Annotated in this window: 26 protein-coding genes; 13 read left to right on the top strand and 13 right to left on the bottom strand. The window is 70.6% G+C overall.

All coding sequences use genetic code 11. From position 1 onward, the window contains the following. Positions 1-45 precede the first annotated feature (45 nt). From ACFSVL_RS41235 to ACFSVL_RS41220, 4 genes are read left to right on the top strand one after another with little or no spacing between them, the layout of a single operon-like run. Entirely contained in the window at positions 46-561 is a 516-nt protein-coding gene (locus ACFSVL_RS41235) for a SigE family RNA polymerase sigma factor (protein WP_378312715.1), read from the top strand. After that, the gene (locus ACFSVL_RS41230; protein WP_378312713.1) at positions 558-1,526 is read left to right on the top strand and encodes a hypothetical protein; all 969 of its coding nucleotides are present in this window, start codon (positions 558-560) and stop codon (positions 1,524-1,526) included. Before ACFSVL_RS41235 ends, ACFSVL_RS41230 begins: the two co-directional genes overlap by 4 nt. Before the next feature lie 16 nt (positions 1,527-1,542). Further along, positions 1,543-1,977 (top strand): hypothetical protein, encoded by a 435-nt coding sequence (locus ACFSVL_RS41225; protein WP_378312711.1) that lies wholly within the window; start codon positions 1,543-1,545, stop codon positions 1,975-1,977. 4 nt (positions 1,978-1,981) lie between these two features. Beyond that, on the top strand, positions 1,982-2,377 hold the full coding sequence (locus tag ACFSVL_RS41220; protein WP_378312710.1) for a PPOX class F420-dependent oxidoreductase: 396 nt from the start codon (positions 1,982-1,984) through the stop codon (positions 2,375-2,377). Between the two features lies 1 nt (position 2,378). Here the strand turns inward: ACFSVL_RS41220 and ACFSVL_RS41215 are convergent, their stop codons facing one another. From ACFSVL_RS41215 to hisH, 4 genes are all read right to left on the bottom strand, one after another. Further along, the gene (locus tag ACFSVL_RS41215) at positions 2,379-2,720 is read right to left on the bottom strand and encodes a DUF1330 domain-containing protein (RefSeq protein WP_378312708.1); all 342 of its coding nucleotides are present in this window, start codon (positions 2,718-2,720) and stop codon (positions 2,379-2,381) included. Positions 2,721-2,825: 105 nt separating this feature from the next. Further along, on the bottom strand, positions 2,826-3,557 hold the full coding sequence (gene priA / locus ACFSVL_RS41210; RefSeq protein WP_378312706.1) for a bifunctional 1-(5-phosphoribosyl)-5-((5-phosphoribosylamino)methylideneamino)imidazole-4-carboxamide isomerase/phosphoribosylanthranilate isomerase PriA: 732 nt from the start codon (positions 3,555-3,557) through the stop codon (positions 2,826-2,828). Between the two features lie 9 nt (positions 3,558-3,566). Then, complete coding sequence (locus ACFSVL_RS41205; protein WP_378312705.1) at positions 3,567-4,103, bottom strand: hypothetical protein; 537 nt, start codon at positions 4,101-4,103, stop codon at positions 3,567-3,569. A 2-nt stretch (positions 4,104-4,105) separates the two neighbouring features. Next, positions 4,106-4,729, bottom strand: coding sequence for an imidazole glycerol phosphate synthase subunit HisH (hisH, locus tag ACFSVL_RS41200; RefSeq protein WP_378313192.1), 624 nt, complete (start codon positions 4,727-4,729; stop codon positions 4,106-4,108). A gap of 130 nt (positions 4,730-4,859) precedes the next feature. Between hisH and ACFSVL_RS41195 the strand changes: the two genes are divergently transcribed. Continuing rightward, positions 4,860-5,045, top strand: a complete 186-nt coding sequence (locus ACFSVL_RS41195) for a hypothetical protein (RefSeq protein ID WP_378312704.1) — start codon at positions 4,860-4,862, stop codon at positions 5,043-5,045. A gap of 33 nt (positions 5,046-5,078) precedes the next feature. On the opposite strand, the gene ACFSVL_RS41190 is transcribed toward ACFSVL_RS41195, so the two are convergent. Beyond that, positions 5,079-5,969, bottom strand: coding sequence for a transketolase family protein (locus ACFSVL_RS41190; RefSeq protein ID WP_378312702.1), 891 nt, complete (start codon positions 5,967-5,969; stop codon positions 5,079-5,081). Then, positions 5,969-6,664 carry a thiamine pyrophosphate-dependent enzyme gene (locus ACFSVL_RS41185; protein ID WP_378312700.1) on the bottom strand — a complete coding sequence of 232 codons (696 nt, stop codon included), beginning with the start codon at positions 6,662-6,664 and terminating at the stop codon, positions 5,969-5,971. The genes ACFSVL_RS41190 and ACFSVL_RS41185 overlap by 1 nt, the downstream gene beginning before the upstream one ends. Before the next feature lie 54 nt (positions 6,665-6,718). Here ACFSVL_RS41185 and soxR point away from each other — a divergent pair, with 54 nt between their 5' ends. Both soxR and ACFSVL_RS41175 read left to right on the top strand, forming a co-directional pair. Next, on the top strand, positions 6,719-7,180 hold the full coding sequence (gene soxR, locus ACFSVL_RS41180) for a redox-sensitive transcriptional activator SoxR (protein WP_378312699.1): 462 nt from the start codon (positions 6,719-6,721) through the stop codon (positions 7,178-7,180). 46 nt (positions 7,181-7,226) lie between these two features. Next, entirely contained in the window at positions 7,227-7,775 is a 549-nt protein-coding gene (locus ACFSVL_RS41175; protein ID WP_378312697.1) for an RNA 2'-phosphotransferase, read from the top strand. 90 nt (positions 7,776-7,865) lie between these two features. Here ACFSVL_RS41175 and ACFSVL_RS41170 read toward each other — a convergent pair whose 3' ends face one another. Together ACFSVL_RS41170 and ACFSVL_RS41165 are read right to left on the bottom strand one after the other, a co-directional pair. Continuing rightward, positions 7,866-8,681 carry a class I SAM-dependent methyltransferase gene (locus ACFSVL_RS41170; protein ID WP_378312696.1) on the bottom strand — a complete coding sequence of 272 codons (816 nt, stop codon included), beginning with the start codon at positions 8,679-8,681 and terminating at the stop codon, positions 7,866-7,868. A gap of 57 nt (positions 8,682-8,738) precedes the next feature. After that, on the bottom strand, positions 8,739-9,314 hold the full coding sequence (locus ACFSVL_RS41165) for a TetR/AcrR family transcriptional regulator (protein ID WP_378312694.1): 576 nt from the start codon (positions 9,312-9,314) through the stop codon (positions 8,739-8,741). 194 nt (positions 9,315-9,508) lie between these two features. Here ACFSVL_RS41165 and ACFSVL_RS41160 point away from each other — a divergent pair, with 194 nt between their 5' ends. Together ACFSVL_RS41160 and ACFSVL_RS41155 are read left to right on the top strand one after the other, a co-directional pair. Next, entirely contained in the window at positions 9,509-11,692 is a 2,184-nt protein-coding gene (locus tag ACFSVL_RS41160; RefSeq protein WP_378312693.1) for an MMPL family transporter, read from the top strand. Between the two features lie 33 nt (positions 11,693-11,725). Then, the gene (locus ACFSVL_RS41155) at positions 11,726-12,379 is read left to right on the top strand and encodes a GNAT family N-acetyltransferase (protein WP_378312691.1); all 654 of its coding nucleotides are present in this window, start codon (positions 11,726-11,728) and stop codon (positions 12,377-12,379) included. 507 nt (positions 12,380-12,886) lie between these two features. Here the strand turns inward: ACFSVL_RS41155 and ACFSVL_RS41150 are convergent. The 3 genes from ACFSVL_RS41150 to ACFSVL_RS41140 are packed head-to-tail and all read right to left on the bottom strand — an operon-like array spanning position 12,887 to position 15,718. Then, positions 12,887-14,464, bottom strand: coding sequence for a GMC family oxidoreductase (locus tag ACFSVL_RS41150; protein WP_378312689.1), 1,578 nt, complete (start codon positions 14,462-14,464; stop codon positions 12,887-12,889). A gap of 34 nt (positions 14,465-14,498) precedes the next feature. Beyond that, positions 14,499-14,933 carry an HIT family protein gene (locus ACFSVL_RS41145; protein ID WP_378312687.1) on the bottom strand — a complete coding sequence of 145 codons (435 nt, stop codon included), beginning with the start codon at positions 14,931-14,933 and terminating at the stop codon, positions 14,499-14,501. A 47-nt stretch (positions 14,934-14,980) separates the two neighbouring features. Next, positions 14,981-15,718, bottom strand: a complete 738-nt coding sequence (locus tag ACFSVL_RS41140; protein ID WP_378312685.1) for a hypothetical protein — start codon at positions 15,716-15,718, stop codon at positions 14,981-14,983. A 277-nt stretch (positions 15,719-15,995) separates the two neighbouring features. Here ACFSVL_RS41140 and ACFSVL_RS41135 point away from each other — a divergent pair, with 277 nt between their 5' ends. The 3 genes from ACFSVL_RS41135 (at position 15,996) to ACFSVL_RS41125 (ending at position 18,233) form a co-directional block, all read left to right on the top strand. Next, a complete protein-coding gene (locus ACFSVL_RS41135; protein WP_378312683.1) occupies positions 15,996-16,832 on the top strand; it encodes an alpha/beta fold hydrolase in 837 nt (278 codons plus the stop codon). Between the two features lie 49 nt (positions 16,833-16,881). Then, positions 16,882-17,469, top strand: a complete 588-nt coding sequence (locus ACFSVL_RS41130) for a TetR/AcrR family transcriptional regulator (protein WP_378312681.1) — start codon at positions 16,882-16,884, stop codon at positions 17,467-17,469. Between the two features lie 74 nt (positions 17,470-17,543). Then, positions 17,544-18,233, top strand: coding sequence for a type 1 glutamine amidotransferase domain-containing protein (locus tag ACFSVL_RS41125; RefSeq protein ID WP_378312679.1), 690 nt, complete (start codon positions 17,544-17,546; stop codon positions 18,231-18,233). Between the two features lie 682 nt (positions 18,234-18,915). Here the strand turns inward: ACFSVL_RS41125 and ACFSVL_RS41120 are convergent. Further along, positions 18,916-19,074 (bottom strand): hypothetical protein, encoded by a 159-nt coding sequence (locus ACFSVL_RS41120; RefSeq protein ID WP_378312677.1) that lies wholly within the window; start codon positions 19,072-19,074, stop codon positions 18,916-18,918. 17 nt (positions 19,075-19,091) lie between these two features. Between ACFSVL_RS41120 and ACFSVL_RS41115 the strand changes: the two genes are divergently transcribed. After that, the gene (locus tag ACFSVL_RS41115; RefSeq protein WP_378312676.1) at positions 19,092-19,829 is read left to right on the top strand and encodes an MBL fold metallo-hydrolase; all 738 of its coding nucleotides are present in this window, start codon (positions 19,092-19,094) and stop codon (positions 19,827-19,829) included. Between the two features lie 11 nt (positions 19,830-19,840). On the opposite strand, the gene ACFSVL_RS41110 is transcribed toward ACFSVL_RS41115, so the two are convergent. Next, positions 19,841-20,440, bottom strand: coding sequence for a TetR/AcrR family transcriptional regulator (locus ACFSVL_RS41110; RefSeq protein WP_378312674.1), 600 nt, complete (start codon positions 20,438-20,440; stop codon positions 19,841-19,843). Between the last annotated feature and the right edge of the window lie 2 nt (positions 20,441-20,442).

Below are 20,442 nucleotides of genomic sequence, written 5' to 3'. Positions count from 1 at the left end.
TTGTTTTGCGATCCGAAGCATCAAAACCGGGGTCTCGCGCGTCTCATGATCGTGACCACCGGTTTCGACGAGTTCGTGGCGGAACGCCTCGACGGGCTGCTGCGCTACGCGACCGTCCTGGCCGACGACCCGCATCTCGCGCAGGACATCGTGCAGGACGTGCTCCTGCGCGCCCAGCAGCGCTGGGCGAAGATCGACTCGCCGCCCACCTACGTCCGCCGGATGATCACCAACGAGTACCTCTCGTGGCGCCGCCGCGCCGCCCGCCGCGTGGTGCCGTCGAACCACACGGTGCTCGACGCGCTCGGGCCGCCGACCGCCGATCCCAGCACCGCCTACGACGAGCGCGACGAAATGCTCGACCTGCTGGCCACGCTGCCGCGGAAACAGCGCGCCGCGGTCGTGCTGCGCTACTACGAGAACTACACCGACACCGAAATCGCCGACTTCCTCCGCTGCGGCGTTTCGACCGTGCGCAGCCAGATCTCGCGCGCGCTGGCGACTTTGCGCGCCGGCATGCCTTCGTTGCCGTCCGCCCTCACCACCGGAGCAGGAGAATGACCCCGTCGAACGAGACCGAGACGCTGCTGCGCGACAGCCTCGAACGGCTCGCGGAGCAGGCCCCTGACGGCAACCAGGTGCTCAACGCCCTCGCGCGGGCCCGGCAGCGCAAACGCCGTCCTCGCCTCGCGCTCGCCGCCGCGGCGGCCGCAGTGATCGCCGTCGCCGCCGGGGTGCCGCTGGTGGTCAACGCGGTGACCGACGTGCCCGCGCAGCTCACGCCCGCCGCCGGACGTCCGGTGCTCGGCTACACGCCGGGCTGGCTGCCGGACGGTTTCACCGAGCAATACCGCTCCGGCGGGCCGGGGATCACCACGCAGGTGCGGCAATGGCAGTCCGGCGCGAGCCAGGTGGAACTCGCGGCGCACTCCACCGCCGATCCGGAGTGGGCGCAGACCGCGCTGCGCATCGCGGCGCTGCCGGACCAGGTCGTGGTGCACGGGCGGGTCGCGATGGTGACCGGTTCGGTCAGCACGGCCGCCACGCTCACCTGGATGCCGGACGACCACCACGTGCTGACCGCGAAGGTGGAAGGCGTCCCGGACGCGCGCGGGGTGGCCGAGCAGGTCGCCGATTCCGTCACCGCCGACCCGGTCCTGGTCCGCGGCGAAGCCCGGTTCGGCCCGCTGCCCGCCGGGATGCGCGAAGAGGCCACGACCGTGCGCGGCAGCAGCTCCGACACCGCGACGACCGTGCTCGACGCGAACGGCCCGGGCGGCAAGGTGCGCGTGACCGTCGGCGGCGGTTCCCCGGCGCTCGGCGGGTCGGTCCCGGTGCAGGTGCGGGGCCTGTCCGGGGCCTACGTGCCCGCCACCGGACCGGCCGACGCGCTGGTCACCGTACGGCTGTCGTCGGGACGCTGGCTGACCGCGTCCGGCCGGATCCCGCGCGAACAGCTCGTGACGGTGGCGGACGGGATCGTCCTCGATCCGGCGCCGGATTACGGATGGCTGGGCAGCCGCTGAGCGCTACCGTGAAGCCATGTCCGAACTGGGGGAGTCTCGGAGCACGCTTTCGCGGGTCGCGCACACCGTCGGCATCGGTGCGGCGGTCATCGCCGTTCTGGTGGCCTGGTGCGTGGGAGCGAACTACCTCGCGCAGCTCACCGCGGGCGAGCAGCTGACCTGCCGGCTGCGCAATCTCGTGCCGTGGTCGGGCATGGGCGTGTCATTGTGGCAGGCGAGTTCGCTGGTGCTGTTCCTGCTCGCCGGTGCCGGGATTTCCGCCCTGCTCGGGCGCGCCGGGCGGCGGAAGGCGGTTCTCGGCGTCGCCGCGGCGCTGATTGTTCTGTTCACCTGGGGTTATGTCGCGGCGACGCACGTGGTGATGCAGAAGGTGGCCGACCACGGCACCCTGGTCAGCGCGCCGACCGCTTCCGGCGGAGAGTCCCGCGATCGCTGCCAGCGGCTACCGTAGGGCTATGTCCGAACTGGAGCGTCTCGGTGCCGAGAAGTACGTCGTGCTGACCACTTTCCGCCGCGACGGCCGCGCGGTCCCGACCCCGGTGTGGGCTTCGCGCGACGGCGACGAACTGGTGCTGTTCTCGGAACGCACCGCGGGCAAGGTCAAGCGGATCCGCAACAACGGCGACGTCCGGCTGCAAGCGTGCGACGTCCGCGGCCGCCGGTTGCACGGCGCCGAGGCGAGCGGGACGGCCCGGCTGCTCGACGCCGCTGACTCGGACCGGATTCGCCGGGTGATCGCGCGGGACTACGGCGTCATCGGGCGCGTGACGATGTTCTTCAGCCGTCTTCGCGGCGGGCCGGAGCGGACGATCGGGATCGCGATCAAGGTGTCCGAACCGGCTGGGGAGTGAGCTACCCGGCCGCGCGGAGCTCAGCGGCCATCGCGGCCGAATCGTGGTCCGGGCCGCAGCCCTCGGCCAGGATCACGTCGCCCACCATGTGGTCGGTGCGCAGGCGAAGGATCTCGCGGTAGGCCGCCGACGCGTACCACGCCTCGGCGGCGGCGAAGTCCGGGAATTCGAGCATGACGGTCCCGCCCGGCCACGAGCCTTCCAGCACGCGGGTGCGTCCGCCGTGGATCAGGAAACGGCCCTCGAACGGGTCGAGCGTCGCCTGGATCCGCTCCAGGTACTCGTAGACCTCGTCGTCCGCGGTTCCGGGCTGGCGCAGGTGGGCGATGACGTAAGCGGGCATGTCCGGCTCCTCGGGTCGGCTGGCGGATTTCGTTGTCCGCCAGGCAATCCTGTCCGCTCCGGTGCGTGGAGTCGATTACCTCGCGGGTAACCGTCCGCCCGCGGCTCAGCGGACCGCCGCGAGCGCCTCCGGCAGGGTGAACGCGCCCGCGTACAGCGCCTTCCCCACGATCGAGCCCTCGACGCCGTCCGGGGCCAGCCCGGCCAGCGCGCGCAGATCGTCCACACTGGACACTCCGCCGGAGGCGATCACCGGCGCGTCGGTGCGGGCGGCGACCTCGCGCAGCAGCTCCAGGTTCGGGCCGCGCAGCGTGCCGTCCTTGCTCACGTCGGTGACGACGTACCGGCTGGCCCCGTCGCGGTCGAGCCGCTCCAGGACCTCCCACAGGTCGCCGCCGTCGGACGTCCAGCCGCGCGCGGACAGCCGGTGGCCGGCCTCGGTGATCCGCACGTCGAGCCCGATCGCGACGCGGTCGCCGTATTCGGAGACGACCTTCGCGGTCCAGTCCGGGTCCTCGAGCGCCGCAGTGCCGAGGTTGACCCGGCGCGCGCCGGTCGCGAGCGCCGCCTCGAGCGAAGCGTCGTCGCGGATGCCGCCGGACAGCTCCACCTGCACGTCGAGCCGCTTGACGACGTCGGCCAGCAGCTCGCGGTTGCTGCCCTTGCCGAACGCCGCGTCGAGGTCCACCAGATGGATCCACTCGGCGCCGTCGCGCTGCCACTGCAGGGCCGCTTCGAGCGGGCTGCCGTAGGAGGTCTCGGTGCCCGCCTCGCCCTGGACGAGTCGGACCGCCTGGCCGTCGGCAACATCAACTGCGGGAAGGAGCGTGAAAGTCACGCGCACAGCCTAAGCGGCGGGCTCCGGCGCACCGTCCGGGGGATCCGCGCCCAGCCCGGCGGCCGCCGCGACCCGGCGCGCGACCTCGCGGACGTCGCGGTGGTCGGTGTCGACGAAATGGTCCGCAGGCGTGGTTTGAGCCGCTTCGTAGCGCGCACGGAAGAACGCGTCGATCTCCGGCCGGGCCTGGTCCGCGGCGAAGCGCTGCTGCCACGTGTCGCGGTTTCCGCGCAGCTGCACCGAAATCGTCGGCGTACCCGGCGGGAGCAGTGCGGTGACGAGCTGCCGCATCTCCGCCGACTGGAACACCCAGGTGATGAGCAGCACATCGACGCCCGCTTCGGCGGCGTTCGCGGCCACCGCGCGCAAGTTCGCTTGCACCATCGCCTTCATCCGGTCGTCGACCCGCCACGGCTGGTGCAGCCACAGCGCGTCGACGTCGGCCCATTGGACCAGGCCGGGCCCGGATTCGGCGAGTTTCAGCAGCGCCCGCGCTACCGCGGACTTGCCGATCCCGGGCGCGCCGCCCAGGAGCACCGCGCGCACCGCTACCCGAGCGTGCCGAGCCAGTTCCGCAGCAGCTGCGCCCCCGCGTCCCCCGACTTCTCCGGGTGGAACTGGGTCGCCCACAGCGGCCCGTTCTCCACCGCCGCGACGAAATCCTCGCCGTGGTTCGACCAGGTCACCTTCGGCTGCTGGCCGGCGAGGCCGGAGTCCAGCTCCCAGGTCCGCGCGGCGTAGGAGTGCACGAAGTAGAACCGCTCCTCGGAGTCGATCCCGGCGAACAGCCGCGAATCGGCGGGCGGGCGGACGGTGTTCCAGCCCATGTGCGGAAGGACGTCCGCGTGCAGCCGCTCGACGGTGCCCGGCCATTCGCCGGTGCCCTCGGTCTCCTCGCCGTGCTCGACGCCGCGGGAGAACAGGATCTGCATGCCGACGCAGATGCCCAGCACCGGCCTCCCGCCCGCGAGCCGCTTGCCGATGATCCGCTGCCCGTGCACGCTCAGCAGCCCGCTCATGCACGCGGAGAACGCGCCGACGCCGGGCACCACGAGGCCGTCGGCTTCCAGCGCGGCCTGCGGGTCGGCGGTCACTTCCACCTCGGCGCCCGCGCGCGCGACGGCGCGTTCGGCGGAGCGGAGGTTTCCGGAGCCGTAATCGAGGATCACCACACGAGACACATCCCGGAGCGTAGTCCCCCGGAGATTTCCGTTCCCCTCCCGTTTCGTTCCCGCCCCGAATGGGTACCTACCCGACCTCGTGCGGCGCCGCCGGCGCCCCCGGACCCGGAAAGAGGACGAGATGTCCGAGTCCGATCTGCTCTGCCGGATGTTCCAAGCATGGCGGGAAGACATCGACAGCGTGCCGTTCCCGCAGTTCAGGGAGCTGACCATCCCGCTCCAGAAGACCCGCGCCGAGGTCGACCTCGCGCGCCGGTCGACCGCGCGCACGGCGAACCCCGTGCGGCGCGTCGACGGCGGCTGGTGACCCCGGGCGGTTGCCCGTTGCCGGGATGCCGCCTCAGCCGGTGAAAAATTCCTTGAGGGACAAGGCGATCGAACCGGCGTCCAGCCCGTGCACGAGATCGTGGTCGGCGAGCGTCCCGTAGATCCGCACCTCGGTGTCCCGGCGGGTGCCCAGCGTCAGCAGCCGGTGCGGCCGGTCCGCCAGCGCGTCGGTGACGCAGTGCGCGGAAGTGCCCTTGAGATACGGCTCGACCAACGCCACATCGGCCACGCCGGTCGTCGCCGCACGCAATCCTTCGGCGTCGAACGGGCGCACCGTCGAGGTGTAGAGCACCGTCACGTCCATGCCCGCGGTCGCCCGCAGCACGCGGTCGAGCATCGGGCCGACCGCGATCACCACGCCGCGCGTGCCCTCCCGGATGAGCTGGAGCCCGATGCCGAGGTGCGGTTCGGAATTCTCCTGCGCGGACAGGCGCAGGTACGTCCGGCTGTCCCCCGGCACCGAATCGAACAGCAGCCGCCGGGCCTCGTCGGGATGCCCCGGCACGTGCACGTACCAGCCCGGCAGGGAATCGATCAGCGCGACGTCCCCGGGAGCCTGGTGCGTGCGGCCTTCCGCGGGCATGTCGTAGGAGGCGCCGTAGGACACCAGCACCGCGCCGAGGTTCTGGTGGCTGAGGTCCAATTTGATCTGTTCGAACGCGCGCTCCACGAGGAACGCGTTGAAGGTGTGCACGATCGGCCGCAGCCCGGCGAGCGCGAGGCCGGCTCCGGTGCTCACGAGCAGCTGCTCGCGGATCCCGACGTTGATCACCCGGTCCGGATGCCGTCGCGCGGCCTCGGCGAGCGACGCGGCCGAAATGTCGGCGAGCACGACGGCCACGTCCGGGTCGGTGTTGACGATTTCCTCCGCGGTGGACAGGAAGGTGTCCCGCATGTTCGGCATCAGTGCGCGCCTTTCGGTTCCACGACGGCGACCACGGCGAGCGGCCGTCCGGGATGGGGGGTGGTGAACGCGTCGTACAGCGCTTCGTGGTCCCGGCCGGACACCGTGCGCACGGCCCAGCCCTCCGTTTCGAAGCGGCGGGCGATGCCGCCCGGCCAGCCGTGCGTCGAGGACTGGTTGTCCACGACCACCGCGGTCAGCTTTTCGAGCCCGAGCCGCCCGGCGACGACGATCGCCTCGTGGTTGGAGCCCTCGTCGAGTTCGGCGTCGCCGATCAGCGTGACGATGCGCGAGCTGAACCGGCGGGCGCGCAGGCCGAGCGCGGCGCCGACGGCGATCGGCAGGCCGTGCCCGAGCGAGCCGCTGGAGATCTCGACGCCGGGCGCGCGGACGCGGTCGGGATGGTGGCCGAGCCGCGAACGCGCCGAACTCCAGTCGGCCAGTTCGTCCTCGGCCAGCCAGCCCTTCGCGACGAGCACCGCGTAGTACGCCATCGGCCCGTGCCCCTTGGACAGCAGGAACCGGTCGCGCCCCGGCTTGCGGGCGGTCTCCGGGCCGAGCCGCAGGACGCGGTCGAACAGCACCCACAGGACGTCCACTGTGGACTCCGCGGCCGCGTGGTGTTTGTCGTCGCCGGTCATCAGCGCGATCAGCCGGGGCAGGTCCGCGTAGCCCGGCGCGGGTGTGGTGGTCATGGTCTCGACGATGCAACCTCGACCAAGCTGAAGGTCAAGCGCTAACCTGGACCAATGACGAGGTTGGCGGACAAGCTGAGCATCGGGCAGGTCGCGGAACGCAGCGGGGTGCCGCACACCGCGCTGCGGTTCTACGAGGAACGCGGCCTGATCGCCTCGGAGCGCTCGGCGGGCAATCAGCGCCGCTATTCGCGTTCGGTGCTGCGCCGGATCGCGTTCATCCGCGCGGCGCAGCGGGTTGGGCTGTCGCTGGAGGACATCAGCGCGGCGCTGGAGACGCTCCCGGCGGACCACGCGCCGACGAAGGCGGACTGGGCCCGGCTGTCGCGCGAATGGCAGACCGAACTCGACGCCCGGATCGACGCGCTGCAGCGGCTGCGGGACCGGCTGACCGGCTGCGTCGGCTGCGGCTGCCTGTCGCTGCGCAGCTGCGGCCTGTACAACGCGGACGACGAGCTGGCCCGCTTCGGCCCCGGTGCCAGCAAACTGCGCCCGGTCATGGAGGGCGGCATCTGAATTCCGTTGCGCGCCAGCGCTCCGGTGTGGGTTACTACCGGCAGCAATGAACGAGAAATATCGAATACGAGTATCGAAACGGCTGTCCCGGCACCTGCGCCACGATCCTGGCGGGCTCGGGCTGACCCTCGCTCCCGGCGGGTGGGTCCCGGTCGCCGACCTGCTGGCGGCGCTGGCCCGGAACCGGTTCCCGGTGAGCCGCGCGGAGCTGGACGAGGTCGTCGCGAACTGCGCGAAACAGCGGTTCGCCTTCGACGAGACGGGGACGTTGATCCGCGCCAGCCAGGGGCACAGCGTCCGCGTCGATCTGGAACTGTCGGACGCGCCGCCGCCGGAAACCCTCTTCCACGGCACGGCGACGCGGTTCCTGCCGTCGATCTGGGCCGAGGGGCTGCGGCCGATGAAGCGGCACGCGGTGCATCTGTCGGCCACCCGTGAGACGGCGCGGAAGGTCGGCGCGCGGCACGGGAAACCGGTGGTGCTGACGGTCGCGGCCGGGGAAATGGCCGCGCGTGGGCATGCGTTTCAGGTCAGCGACAACGGTGTGTGGCTTACCGCGGCGGTGCCGGCGGAGTTTCTGTCCGCGCCCGAGTGACGCTCAGCCTGGGCTGGAAAGGTCCGTGAGGGGAACCCTCGCGGACTCTGATTCCCTCAGGGTTCCCCTCACGGACCTCAGCAGGAACGCTCAGCCGGATTCGGCGACGCGGCACAGGATTTCCCCGTGCGGGATCGCGAACCAGCCGTCCGGGTCGGCCGCCCACGCGCGCCACGCCTCGGAGATGTCGCGGAGGTCTTGCGCGGACGCGTGCCCGCCTTCCACGGCCTGCTCGGCGATCCGGGAGTTCAGGATCCGGTCCGCCCACATGCCGCCCCACCACGCGCGTTCCTCCGGCGTGGAGTGACACCAGATGGAGGCGCTCGGCGTGACGTCGCGGGCATCGGCGGCGCGTGCCCAGGCCAGCAGCCTGCGCCCGGCGTCCGGCTCCGCGCCGTTGCCGTGCGCGACCGCGCGGTACACCTCCAGCCACCGGTCCAGCCGCGGGTCCGCCGGCCACCAGAACGCCGCCGCGTAATCGGTGTCGCGGGCGGCGACCACACCGCCGGGTTTGGCCAGCTTCAGCATGCGCCGCAACGCTTCCACCGGTTCGGTCAGGTGCAGCAGCACCTGGTGCGCGTGCACGATGTCGAACCGGCCGAGGTCCGCGGCCGTCGTGATGTCGGCGCGCTCGAACCGGACGTTGGCCACCCCTTCACGCTCCGCGTGGGCCCGCGCCTGCTCCAGGACTGCTTCCGACAGGTCGATGCCGAGAACCTCGCCAGGGGCCACCCGGCGGGCGATGTCGACCGTGATCGTCCCGGGGCCGCAGCCGACGTCCAGCACACTGCGCCCGGGACGCAGCTCAGCCGCGAGGTAGGCCGCCGAATTGCCGACGGTGCGCCAATGCTGAGACCGCACAACGCTTTCCGCGTGACCCTGCCCGTAGGCATCGTCCGAAGGCATGGTTCGAGGTTAAGAGATCATTCCCAGATACTGCAACGACGTTCTCAGCAATTGAGATCAGCTGACCCGGCGGCGCGGCCTGCCGAGCAGCTTCCTCGCCGCCCCGAGCAGCTCCCGGCTCAGGGTCTCGTCGTCCACCTCGGCCAGATCGGGCTCCCCGCCGACCATCGCGATGCCGACGAACGCCACCATCGCCGACACGCGGGCGGTGACGTCCGGTTCCGGGCCGGCCACGATCGAGATCAGCGCCTGCTTGAGCCCTTCGACGCCGTGCGCCGATTTCGCGAGCGCCGCGTCGATGCCGGGGTCGCTGGAGAACAGCGCGACCAGCACCCGGTGCCGCACCACGAGGTCGACGAAACCGATCAGCAGGTGGTCCACGCGCTCGCCGTGCCGCCGGTGCTTCGCCGCCTCGACGACCAGCTCGTCCAGCTCCCGGATGCCCGGTTCCGCGACCGCCTCGGTGATCTCCGCCTTCGTCTTGAAGTGGTAGTACACCGCGGCCTTCGTGACGCCCAGCTCGTCCGCGATCATCTGCAGCGACGTGCCTTCCACGCCGTGCTCCGCGAACAGCCGCAGCGCGGTGGCGAGCAGCCTGGTCCGGGTGTCCGCGGCCGGTTCGACGGTCGTCATCGCGCCCTCCTCGTCGAGCGGAGTGCGCGGCTCCGCAGCACGTCATGGTACTAGCCGGGCGACTAGTCCGAAACTTGCCGTGCGGCTAGTCACATCCTAGCCGATCGGCTTGGCAGCTCCTTGCCGATTGGCTAGCTTCGAAAGGGCGATTCCAGTGCGGAGAGCCCGCTTCGGGCGCGAAACGGAGACGACTCGTGGCACCCTTCCTGTACCGGCTCGGCAGGCTGTCGTTCCGCCGCCGGGCCCTCGTGGCGGCGGTCTGGGCGCTTGTACTCGCGGCGTTGGGCGCGGGCGCGCTCACGCTGTCGGGCAAGCTGTCCGATTCGGTGACCATCCCGGGCACCGAATCGCAGCAGGCGATCGACCGGCTGGCCGAGCACTTCCCGCAGGCGGCGGCGGGCGGCGGCACCGCGCGCGTCGCGATCGCCGCGCCGGACGGGCAGAAGATCACCGATCCGGCGGGCCAGGCGGCCGTCGAGTCCGTGGTCGGCAAGCTGAAGTCCGCGCCGAAGGTGGCCGCGGTCGTCGACCCGTTCCAGGCCAAGTCCGTGTCCCCCGACGGCAAGCTCGCGCTCGCGCAGGTGAGCTACCAGGTCAAGGGCTTCGAACTCAGCGACTCCGACCGGGACGCGCTGCTCGCCACGGGCGAGCACGCTAAGCAGCTGGGCTATCAGGTCGAGTACGGCGGCGACGCGGTGCAGGGCATCCCGGCGACCGGGGCCACCGAAGGGCTCGGCGTCGCGGTCGCGGCGGTCGTGCTGATCATCACCTTCGGCTCGCTGCTGGCCGCCGGGATTCCGTTGCTGACCGCGCTGGTCGGGGTCGGTGTCGGGATGGCGGGCATCATGCTGGCGTCGGGTTCGCTGGAGCTGAACTCGAACACTCCGGTGCTGGCGTTGATGATCGGGCTCGCGGTGGGCATCGACTACGCGCTCTTCATCGTCTCCCGTTACCGGCATGAGCTAGCCGAAGGCCGGGAGCCCGAAGAGGCGGCTGGCCGCGCTGTCGGCACCGCGGGTTCCGCCGTGGTGTTCGCCGGGCTGACGGTGATCATCGCGCTCGCCGGGCTGACGGTGGTCGGGATTCCGTTCCTCGGCCAGATGGGCGTCGCCGCGGCGGCGACGGTCGTGGTGGCTGTGCTGATCGCGTTGACGCTGCTGCCTGCGGTGCTCGGCTTCGCCGGCGCTCGGGTCGGCAGCAGCAAGATCCGGGTGCGCCGCCGCACCGAGGGTCCGACGCACGGTGAACGCTGGGCGCGTTTCGTTGCGCGGCACCGGGTTCCGGTGCTGCTGGCCGCGCTCGTCGGGCTGGCCGTGGTCGCGATCCCCGCGCTGAGCATGCAGCTCGGCCTGCCCAACGACTCGACCGCCGCGCCGGAGACCACTCAGCGCAAGGCGTACGACCTGGTCAGCAAGGGCTTCGGCGAGGGCGCGAACGGACCGCTGCTGGTCGTCGTCGACACCGGCCCGAACCACAACCAGGCCGCGCTGACGCAGGCCGCCGCGGACATCGGCAAGCTGCCGGACGTCGCCGCCGTGACACCGCCGAAGGTCAACCCCGCCGGCGACACCGCGGTGCTCACCGTGATCCCGAAGAGCGGCCCGAGCAGCACGCAGACCGAAGACCTCGTGTCCGCGATCCGCGCGCAATCCGGTCCGCTGCAGGAAAACACCGGCGGCAGCCTCGCGGTGACCGGCCAGACCGCGGCCAACATCGACGTGTCGCAGAAGCTGTCCGATGCGATGCTGCCCTATCTCGCGCTGATCGTCGGGCTGGCGTTCCTGTTGCTGATGCTGGTGTTCCGGTCGGTCGTGGTGCCGCTGAAGGCGACGCTCGGGTTCCTCGGCTCGGTGGTCGCGACGTTCGGCGCGGTGGTCGCGGTGTTCCAGTGGGGCTGGCTCACCGACCTGCTCGGCGTCGCCTCGACCGGCCCGATCATGAGCATGCTGCCGATCCTGCTGATCGGCGTCCTGTTCGGGCTCGCGATGGACTATCAGGTGTTCCTGGTGACCCGGATGCGCGAGGAGCACGTGCACGGCGCCGAGCCGCAGGAGGCGATGGTGACCGGGTTCCGGCACGGGGCGCGGGTCGTCGTGGCGGCGGCGCTGATCATGATCTCGGTGTTCGCCGGGTTCGTGCTGGCCGAGTCGACGCTGATCCAGTCGATCGGGTTCGCGCTGGCCTTCGGCGTGCTGGTGGACGCGTTCGTGATCCGGATGACCATCGTGCCCGCGGTGATGTCCCTGCTCGGCCGCGGCGCGTGGTGGCTGCCGAAGTGGCTCGACCGGATCCTGCCGAACGTCGACGTCGAGGGCGAAGGCCTGGTCCGCGAACTCGGCACCCCCGGCGACGAAGAACGCGAACTGACGCGAGTCTGATTTTTGTCGGTGGTGGTTCGTACCCTTCGTTTCATGATCGAAGAGACGGTACGGACCTGGGTGGCGGGATGGGCGTTGTCGCGGCGGACGCCGGCGCCCGTCGAGAAGCCGTGGGGGCTTTACGTCGAGGTCCCGGACAACCCCGCCGAGTCGGGGAGGCACGTCCTGCCGGAAGCCGAGGAGCCGCTGGTCCGCGCCGCTGCCGCCGCGGTCAGCGAACCTCGGACGTGGCTGAAGGCTCCCGCTGAACCGGAGACCGTCGAGCCGTGGCTTTCGGACGGCTGGGTGGTCGCGTGGGACCACACCGGACATCTGATGGCGACGGACCTGCTGGCGACGAACCCGGTCGCGCCGGAGGGGTATACGGCGACGGTGGAGACCAGCGGGGCCGTCACGTTCCTGCGGGTGCTGGACGCAGCGGGCGAGCAGGCAGCGAAGGGGCAGATGGCGACGGTCGGGGACGCGGTGATCGTCGACCGGGTGGTGACCGAGGAGGCCCATCGACGGCGCGGCCTGGGCGGTTTCGTGATGCGGGCGCTTGCCGACCATGCGGTGGAAAGCGGGGCGGTGTTGGGCGTTCTCGGGGCTACGGATGCTGGGCGGGCGCTGTACGAGACTTTGGGGTGGAAGAAGCACTCCACGATCGCCGAGTGCATTTACCAGCCGATGGAAGCTGTGTCTTCGTAGGCCGGTGTCGGGTGTGCCTGGCTCAGCCGGGGTACGGCTTGGCTGACGAGCCGGGCGATCGCCAAGCCGATACCGCCGCCGGAAGCTGGCTTTTCTTGGCTTGTCGAGTGACCGGGCGGTGTCGGCGGGTGGCCCCGTTCGGTCCTGGGTGAAGCCCTTGGTTGAGCATTCTTCTTGCGACAGAAGGAAGAGCACAACCAAGGGCTTCGGTTGACCGGCGTGCGCGACACCGGCCGCGCCGATGCGTTCGGGGAGCTGTCCGGGTTCCGCGAGCGGTTCTGCCGCTGCGCGGCCAGCCGAGCCGGGGGAAGCGTCAGAAGCACGCCCTCGTCACAGACCCGAATTCCTGGCATCGGCGCTGGACGACCCGGCACGGAGCCACCCCGCGGTGTCAGTCGTGTGCTCCCCGGGCTTGCGCCGCAACGCTGCCGGTGCCGTCGCAGCCTGGCAGGACAAGTCGCCTCCGACGCCGCCTGAGCACCCTGCCCCGGAGACCGGCCCTCCGCCTCAGCCCTGCTCGGCCGCGAGAATCTCGGCTGCCCGCTCGCCGACCGCCATGGCAGGCGCCATGGTGTTGGCGACCGTCACATGGGGCAGCACCGAGGCGTCGGCGACGCGGAGGCCCTCGATGCCGTACACCTTGAGCCGCCCGTCCACCACAGCTCCCTCGTCCTGTCCCATCCGGGACGTACCGCTCTGGTGCCAGTAGGTTTCCACCGCGTTCCGCACGAACATCTCCACGGTGTCCGGCACCGCGGACGCCGGGGACACCTCCCGCTCGACGAACGGGGCGAGCGCCGCGGAGTTGCCGATCTCCCGGGCCATGGCTACTGCGGACAGGGCGGAGCGCACGTCGCCGGGGTCGGCGAGGAAGTTCGTCTCGATGCGCGGTCGGGCCATCGGGTCGATGTTCGCGAGGCGGACCCGGCCGCGGCTGCCGGCGCGCAGGCGCATCGCGGGCATCAGGGTGAAACACCGCTCCGGCGGCGGGTACTGCGCCGCGCTCTCCGGGGAGACGGACGGCGCCGGCGAGACGTACATGACGAACTCCGGCGCGCCCGGCCGGAGTTCGTCTTCCCAGAAACAAACGGCCTGGCTGCGGGTGGGCACCGGCAGCGGCACGTCCGCCGCCTCCCACAGGCAGGGCAGGCGGATGTGGTCGTCGAGGTCGCGGCCGACGCCGGGCAGATGCTGGACCACCGGGACGCCCAGGTTCCGCAGTTCGCCCTCGTCCCCGATCCCGGACCGCATGAGCACGGCCGGAGTGCTGAGCGCGCCCAGCGACAGCACCACCTCCCGCGAGGCGTGAGCGCGCAGCGGCTTGCCGTCGCGCACGAGCTCGACGCCGCGGGCCCGGCCCGCGGAGAGCAGGACGCGGGCGACCGTCGTGTGCGGGAGCACCGTGAGGTTCGGCTGCCCCGCCCGGCAGGCGACGTAGCGGAGGAAGGGCGTCTGCCGCACCCCGTCGTGGATGTTCTCGTCCCGCACGGCACAACCGGAGTTCGCCTCCATCAGCACGCCGTTGGCGCTGTCGAACCGGGAGATTCCGGAAGCCTCGGCACCGTCGAGGAAGGCGGTGAAGAGCGGATGCACGTCCTGCGCCGGCCGGATCCGCATCGGCCCGCCGGTTCCCCGGCGCTCGGGGTCGGGGGCGCCCTGCCAGTCCTCGATGCCGCGGTAAAGCTCCAGTACATGTGCGTAGCCCCAGGCGGAATCGCCGGCGGCCTCGGCGTAGGAGTCCCAGTCGCTCCGGTGGCCACGGGCCCACACACCGGCGTTGACGGCACTTCCCCCGCCCAGCCCGCGACCGGTGGCGTACGCGAGCCGGCGTCCGTTCAGATGCCGGTTCGGCTCCGTGACGTGGTCCCAGGTCCGCTCGCTTCCGAGGTTGGCGGGCCACAAGTCGGGGTCGCGCACCCGCTCGTCATCGTCGTCGCCGCCGCTCTCGACGAGCAGTACCGTGACGGCCGGATCGGCCGCGAGCCTGCCCGCGACAACGGAACCGGACGGACCGGCGCCGCACACGATGTAATCGAACGCGGCGCCGTCGTCCAGGCGGTCGGCGCGTCCGGGGTGGTCGCTCATGCTCAGCGTCTCCTTGGCGTATCAGCGGGGCGTATCAGCGGCGGGCGGTGTCCCTGGCCTGTTCGTAACCGAGTTCGAGCAAGGCGGAACGCAGCTTCTCGGCGGCGTCGTCGAGAGCGGACTGGTCCTCCTCCGGCTTGGCTTTGCTGAAATCGAAGTCGGACATGTCCCAGACGGGAGCGACGTGGATGTGCAGGTGCGGCACCTCGAAGCCCGCGATGACGAGGCCCGCTCGCGGAGCGTCCCAAGCCCGCCGCACCCCTCGCCCGACCGCTTGGGCGACCTCCGTGCACCGCCCCAGAAGCGCGCCGCCGGCGTCCGTCCACTGGTCGATCTCGCGCCGGGGGACGACCAGGGTGTGGCCGGGCCGCAAGGGCGCGTTGGTGAGGAACGCGGTGACTTCCGGGTCCTGCCAGACAAAGCGTCCGGGCAGTTCGCCGGCGATGATGCGCGAGAACAGAGTGGGCATGGCCGAAGCTCCTTCCGCATCCGGCGGGCAGCCGGTGCGAGCGAGTTCTAGTGGTGTCCGGGATCCTGGGCGAGGTCCGCGAGGCGGAAGGGAAGTTCCCCGCGCGGCCACCTGGTGTCCCGCTGGAATTCCTCGTCGTCGAAGCTGACGAGGGTGTCGCGGAGCTGGCGGAGATTGCCTTGCTCGAAGTACAGGGCGCGCAAGGTGTACTGCGACACGGCCATGGCGTGCCTGCGGTCCGCGGGCGGAATCGACCCCGTCTCCGCGGCGCTGCGGTGCCCCCGCACGACATCGCGGATGTCCTCGTCCACCCGTCGCAGGCGGGCGTCGACGAGAGCGAGCAGCTTCGGCAGCGGCGCCCCGCGGCCGAGGAAGACCCGGAGCAGCACGAGGTCCTTGACCGTCAAAGTGTCGTCGTCCCCGTCGACGACCCAGAGCCGCAGCGCACTCTCGCCCGGCGGGGTGATGCGAAACACCTGAGCACGGCGCGATCCGCCCAGCGACACCTCGCTGTCCTGGACCAGGCCAAGGGCCAGCAGCCGCCCCAGTTCGCGGCGGATGTGGCTGACGGCCGGTGCCGAATAGAAGAAGCGCAGGGCGAAGGCCGTCCGTTGCTTGATCTCGCCCGCCGAGAGCAGCTCACCGTTGAGGGAGAGGACTCCGAGGACGGCGTACGCGGTAGCGGTCAGCTCCTCGGCGGCCTGATCCGGCTCACGCGCCTCGTGCCCGGTGGCTGTGTCGCCGTCGTCGGCCCCTGTCCGGGGCGGGGCGCTGTTGTCCTCCATGGGCGAAGCATATGCGGCAGGCATGCCATCCGCGTACAGGGAGTTATCGAAATGTTGAACTAATAGTTCGACAGAAGGCGACTGCTTCGCGTGATAATCCAGCGATATCGACGCGAGCGAAGCCGCATGACTCCCCCTCCTGGTATGACTAGTAGTCTCATAGAGCGTAGCCGCCAGGCGTGCGCGAAAGCGGGGGTTGCGGTTCCGAGTAGACCGGTCGTATAGTTCTGGCACCGGAGCACGTCAGGCACCGAACTCCCGGAAAGGGAAAGGCATCATGGGGCGCATCAAGGTCGGCACGGAGAACAGCACCGACATCGAACTGCACTACGAGGACAAGGGAACCGGGCAGCCGGTCGTCCTGATCCACGGCTACCCGCCGGACGGCAACTCCTGGGAGGGGCAGACCTCCGCCCTGCTGGCGGCGGGCCACCGGGTCGTCACCTACGACCGGCGCGGCTTCGGCAAGTCCAGCCAGCCCTCCACCGGTTACGACTACGACACGTTCGCCGCCGACCTGAACACCGTCATGGAGACCCTCGACCTGCACGACGCGGTCTTGGCCGGCTTCTCGATGGGCACCGGCGAGGTCGCCCGCTACCTATCCGTCTACGGCTCCGGCCGGGTCGCCAAGGCCGTGTTCCTCGCGTCGCTGGAACCGTATCTGGCGATCACCGACGACAATCCCGACGGCGCCGCCCCGCTTTCCTTCTTCGAAGGCATCTCCGAGACGGTCAAGAAGGACCGCTACGCCTTCTTCACCGGCTTCTACGCCGACTTCTTCAACCTCGACGAGAACCTGGGCACCAGGGTGAGCGAGGAGGCCGTGCACAACGCCTGGAACGTGGCCGCGGGCGCGGGCTCGATCGCCTCGGCCGCCGCACCGCTGACCTGGCCCACCGACTTCCGGGCCGACATCCCCCGGATCGACGTCCCCACCTTGATCGTGCACGGCACGGGCGACCGCACCCTGCCCGTCGACGCCACCGGACGCCGCTTCGCCAAAGCGCTGCCCGCCGCCGAGTACGTCGAGATCGACGGCGCACCGCACGGGCTGCTCACCACCCACACCGCCGAGGTCAACGAAATCCTCCTGGACTTCCTCGGCCGCTGACGCGCGGAGTCAAATAGACGACTGGTCTAATGGGCGGTAAGGTGGGCGCATGCCAGCCGTTCAGGGCGACACCCGCCGCACCATTCTCGACGCCGCCCAGCGGATCATGTCCCGCAAAGGATTCGCCGCGGTGGGCATCAACGAAGTCCTCTCCGCGGCCGGAGTGCCGAAGGGGTCGTTCTATCACTTCTTCGGCTCCAAGGACGCCTTCGGCGAGGCCATGATGCGGTCCTACTTCACCGACTACCTGGCGGACATGGACCGTGTCCTGGCCGAGCCGGGCCTGACCGCGGCGGAACGGCTGATGAACTACTGGCGGAACTGGCGCGAGACGCAGAGCGTCGACGAATGCCAGGGCAAGTGCCTCGCCGTCAAGCTCGGCGCGGAGGTCGCCGACCTGTCGGAGTCGATGCGGCTCGCCCTGAAGGAGGGCACCACCGCGATCGTCGACCGCCTGGAACGGACGATCACAGCAGGCCTGAAGGACGGATCGATCGCCGTCGACAGCACCCCTCGCGAGACCGCGCGGGTCCTGTACGACATGTGGCTCGGAGCGAGCGTCATGGCGAAGATCCACCGCAGCATCAGCCCGCTGGACACCACGACGGCGGCCACCCGCCAGCTCCTGCACCTGTAGAACCCGACCACGAAAACCCGGCCGGTCATCGCGCACAAGCGGAGACGACCGGTCTACTAACGAGGAGTCACGCCATGAAGATCCTGATCGTTCTCACCTCGCACGACGAACTCGGCGCCACCGGCCGCAAGACCGGCTTCTGGCTGGAGGAACTCGCCGCCCCCTACTACCGCTTCAAGGACGCCGGCGCCGAAGTCGTCCTCGCCTCCCCCAAGGGCGGCAGGCCGCCCCTGGACCCGAAGAGCAACGAACCCGCCTTCCAGACCGACGAGACCCACCGCTTCGAGGCCGACCCCGAGGCCATGGCCGCCCTCGGCGACACCGTCCGGCTCGACTCCGTCTCCGCGGGCGACTTCGACACCGTTTTCTACCCCGGCGGCCACGGCCCCCTGTGGGACCTGGCCGAAGACCCCGCCTCCGTCCGGCTCATCGAGACCGTCGTGCGCGCGGGCAAGCCCATCGCGCTGGTCTGCCACGCACCCGGCACCCTGCGCCACGCCACCAACCCCGACGGCACGCCCTTCGTCCGGGGCCGGAAGGTCACCGGCTTCACCAACGGAGAAGAGGCCGCCGTCGGACTGACCGACATCGTCCCCTTTCTCGTCGAGGACGAACTGAAGCGGCTCGGCGCCGACTACTCCAAGATCGGCGACTGGCAGCCCTACGTCATCACCGACGGCCTGCTCGTCACCGGCCAGAACCCCGCTTCCTCCGGACCCGCCGCCGACACCCTCCTCAGCCTTCTCAAGGAGGCTCGCGCATAACCCGCACCCCCATGGCGAGCAGCAAGTCAATGGGCGGGGTTTGCCGTCTGTGAGGGGCACCCTGAGGGAATCAGATTCCCTCAGGGCGCCCCTCACAGACTTGAAGAAACAGGCATTTCACTGACGTGGATGTCCTTTGTGGACGGTCAGTGGGCCGAGGCCGCCGGCTTGAGTCCCTGGCATGGGAATCCAGGTCCGTGAAGGGGCCTTTCACGGACGGCAAACCCGTTCCTCGCGGCCCGCACCGGCCTCGGCAAGAGCCATTCCGGCCCAGCCTGCTTCAGGCCGGGCAAACGCCGCCTCAACCGCATCCGCAACGTCGTCTCACTGTGCCGATCGCTGCTAATCCGACCACAGTCACGGCCTCATGGCTTCGCGGCAACGGTTACGTGCCAGGCGGGGGCCGGCCTGCTTTCGGCCGGATTAGCAAGCCCCGGCATCGGCCCGGACGCCCACCCGGCACAACCAGCCGCTACCCCACAACCCGCCACGAGGCCGGCACAACCGCCAAACGAGACCTCGCCCTCGAACAACACCGCAGCAACAAGCTCAGGCCGGTGTCCGCGCCGCGCCCAGCTCAGCCTGCGACGCGGCTTGGCTGGCGAGCCGGGTGGTGCTGCCGATGGGAGTTGCAAGCCACGCCTGGCGGTGTCCGCCGCGCTCGGCTCGCCCGGGGGAGTTGTCAGCTGACGAGCCAGGCGATGGCCCCGCCGACCGCCAGCACCGCCGCGATGCCCAGCACCACAGCGAAGAACTTCGCGGTCTTCCACAGCGAGTAGACCCCGCCGCCCAGGAAGCCGCCGAGGGCCAGCAGCAGGACCGCGATCAGCTCTTTGCTCACAGGGGTTAGCGTGCCACATGGCCTTCACCGTGACGGTACTGGGCAGCGCGACGCCGTACCCGCGCCCGGACGCGCCGTGCTCCGGGTACCTGGTGCGCCACGAGGGCGCCGCGATCTGGCTCGACGCCGGGCCGGGCACGCTCGCCGCGCTGCAGGAGCACGTCTCGCCCGCGGAGCTGGATGCGATCTGGATCTCGCATCTGCACGCGGACCACGTCGCGGATCTGTTACCGGCGGTGTACGCGCTGTTGTTCGCGGACTTGCGACTGCGGCGGCCGATCCCGCTGTATGGCCCGCCCGGGACGGCGGCGCGGATCTCGGCGTTCCTCAGCAACACCGGCCGCGCGCCGATCGAGGAGGCCTTCGCGGTCCGGGAATTGCACGACGGACATCGGACCCGGGTCGGCGGTCTGCGGCTGGAAACGGTGGCTGTGTCGCACGGTTTTCCGGCGTTCGGAGTGCGGATCACTGACGGGGAGCGGACTTTCGCGTATTCCGGGGACACCGGGCCGTGCGACGCGCTCTCCGCATTGGCAGCGGGGACGGATTTGTTCTTGTGCGAGGCGGACAGCGTCGAGCCGTCCGCGGAGCATCTGACTCCGGCGGAAGCGGGCCGGGCGGCGGCTGGAGCGGCGCGGCTGGTGCTGACGCATCTCGGCCATACGGTCACGGCACGCGACGCGGTTCGCCTTGCCGCGGAACACTTTCCGGGGCCGGTGGCTTATGCCGCGCCGCGCACGGTGTTCCGCGTGTGAACGGTTGGGGCTCAGCGAAACAGGCGGTCTAGGTGGTAGTTCACGACCTCGGTCGCCGCTCGTACCGTCCGTTGCCCTAGCAGGACGCTGGTGCCGAGGCCGTGGCTGAGGCTGGTCAGCCGGGCTGCTTCGAGGACGGGGTCGAGCCCGGGAGCCAATTGTTTTTCGGTTTGGGCGCGGGCAAGGGCGTCGGCGAGCTGGCGGTCCAGGTCGTCGACGCCGAGGGTGAACGGTTCGGCGGCGAGATCGGGGTCGGTCATGGCCAGCGCGGCATACGAGGTGCCGACCAGGTGGAAGACCCGGCTTTGGTCATCAGCGGGCAGCGCCTCGGCCAGGAACGCTTCGACGAACGCGCGGGGCGGCACGGGGTCGGGCAATGCGGCGAGACGGTCGGCCCAGCGTCGGCGGCTCTGGGTTTCGAGGTGGCGCAGCGCGCCGAGCATGAGCTGCGCTTTGGTCTCGAAGTAGTACTGCACCAGGCGCAGGGACACGCCGGCTTCGTCGGCGACCGCGCGCATGGTGACCGCGTGCAGGCCGTCGCGGGCCGCGACGCGGACGAGCGCGTCGGCGAGCTGCGCGCGGCGCTCGGCGTGGTCGACGGTTCGCGGCACGA

This window comes from Amycolatopsis silviterrae (genome assembly GCF_042684085.1).
Taxonomy (GTDB): domain Bacteria; phylum Actinomycetota; class Actinomycetes; order Mycobacteriales; family Pseudonocardiaceae; genus Amycolatopsis; species Amycolatopsis silviterrae.
This window is presented reverse-complemented; position numbering and strand designations above follow the sequence as displayed.

Coding starts and splice junctions, on each gene's coding strand:
- ACFSVL_RS41235 (WP_378312715.1), top strand. CDS start 46: ATGATCGTGACCACCGGTTTCGACGAGTTCGTGGCGGAACGCCTCGAC.
- ACFSVL_RS41230 (WP_378312713.1), top strand. CDS start 558: ATGACCCCGTCGAACGAGACCGAGACGCTGCTGCGCGACAGCCTCGAA.
- ACFSVL_RS41225 (WP_378312711.1), top strand. CDS start 1,543: ATGTCCGAACTGGGGGAGTCTCGGAGCACGCTTTCGCGGGTCGCGCAC.
- ACFSVL_RS41220 (WP_378312710.1), top strand. CDS start 1,982: ATGTCCGAACTGGAGCGTCTCGGTGCCGAGAAGTACGTCGTGCTGACC.
- ACFSVL_RS41215 (WP_378312708.1), bottom strand. CDS start 2,720: ATGCCCGCTTACGTCATCGCCCACCTGCGCCAGCCCGGAACCGCGGAC.
- ACFSVL_RS41195 (WP_378312704.1), top strand. CDS start 4,860: ATGTCCGAGTCCGATCTGCTCTGCCGGATGTTCCAAGCATGGCGGGAA.
- ACFSVL_RS41190 (WP_378312702.1), bottom strand. CDS start 5,969: ATGCCGAACATGCGGGACACCTTCCTGTCCACCGCGGAGGAAATCGTC.
- ACFSVL_RS41185 (WP_378312700.1), bottom strand. CDS start 6,664: ATGACCACCACACCCGCGCCGGGCTACGCGGACCTGCCCCGGCTGATC.
- soxR (WP_378312699.1), top strand. CDS start 6,719: ATGACGAGGTTGGCGGACAAGCTGAGCATCGGGCAGGTCGCGGAACGC.
- ACFSVL_RS41175 (WP_378312697.1), top strand. CDS start 7,227: ATGAACGAGAAATATCGAATACGAGTATCGAAACGGCTGTCCCGGCAC.
- ACFSVL_RS41170 (WP_378312696.1), bottom strand. CDS start 8,681: ATGCCTTCGGACGATGCCTACGGGCAGGGTCACGCGGAAAGCGTTGTG.
- ACFSVL_RS41165 (WP_378312694.1), bottom strand. CDS start 9,314: ATGACGACCGTCGAACCGGCCGCGGACACCCGGACCAGGCTGCTCGCC.
- ACFSVL_RS41155 (WP_378312691.1), top strand. CDS start 11,726: ATGATCGAAGAGACGGTACGGACCTGGGTGGCGGGATGGGCGTTGTCG.
- ACFSVL_RS41150 (WP_378312689.1), bottom strand. CDS start 14,464: ATGAGCGACCACCCCGGACGCGCCGACCGCCTGGACGACGGCGCCGCG.
- ACFSVL_RS41145 (WP_378312687.1), bottom strand. CDS start 14,933: ATGCCCACTCTGTTCTCGCGCATCATCGCCGGCGAACTGCCCGGACGC.
- ACFSVL_RS41140 (WP_378312685.1), bottom strand. CDS start 15,718: ATGGAGGACAACAGCGCCCCGCCCCGGACAGGGGCCGACGACGGCGAC.
- ACFSVL_RS41135 (WP_378312683.1), top strand. CDS start 15,996: ATGGGGCGCATCAAGGTCGGCACGGAGAACAGCACCGACATCGAACTG.
- ACFSVL_RS41130 (WP_378312681.1), top strand. CDS start 16,882: ATGCCAGCCGTTCAGGGCGACACCCGCCGCACCATTCTCGACGCCGCC.
- ACFSVL_RS41125 (WP_378312679.1), top strand. CDS start 17,544: ATGAAGATCCTGATCGTTCTCACCTCGCACGACGAACTCGGCGCCACC.
- ACFSVL_RS41115 (WP_378312676.1), top strand. CDS start 19,092: ATGGCCTTCACCGTGACGGTACTGGGCAGCGCGACGCCGTACCCGCGC.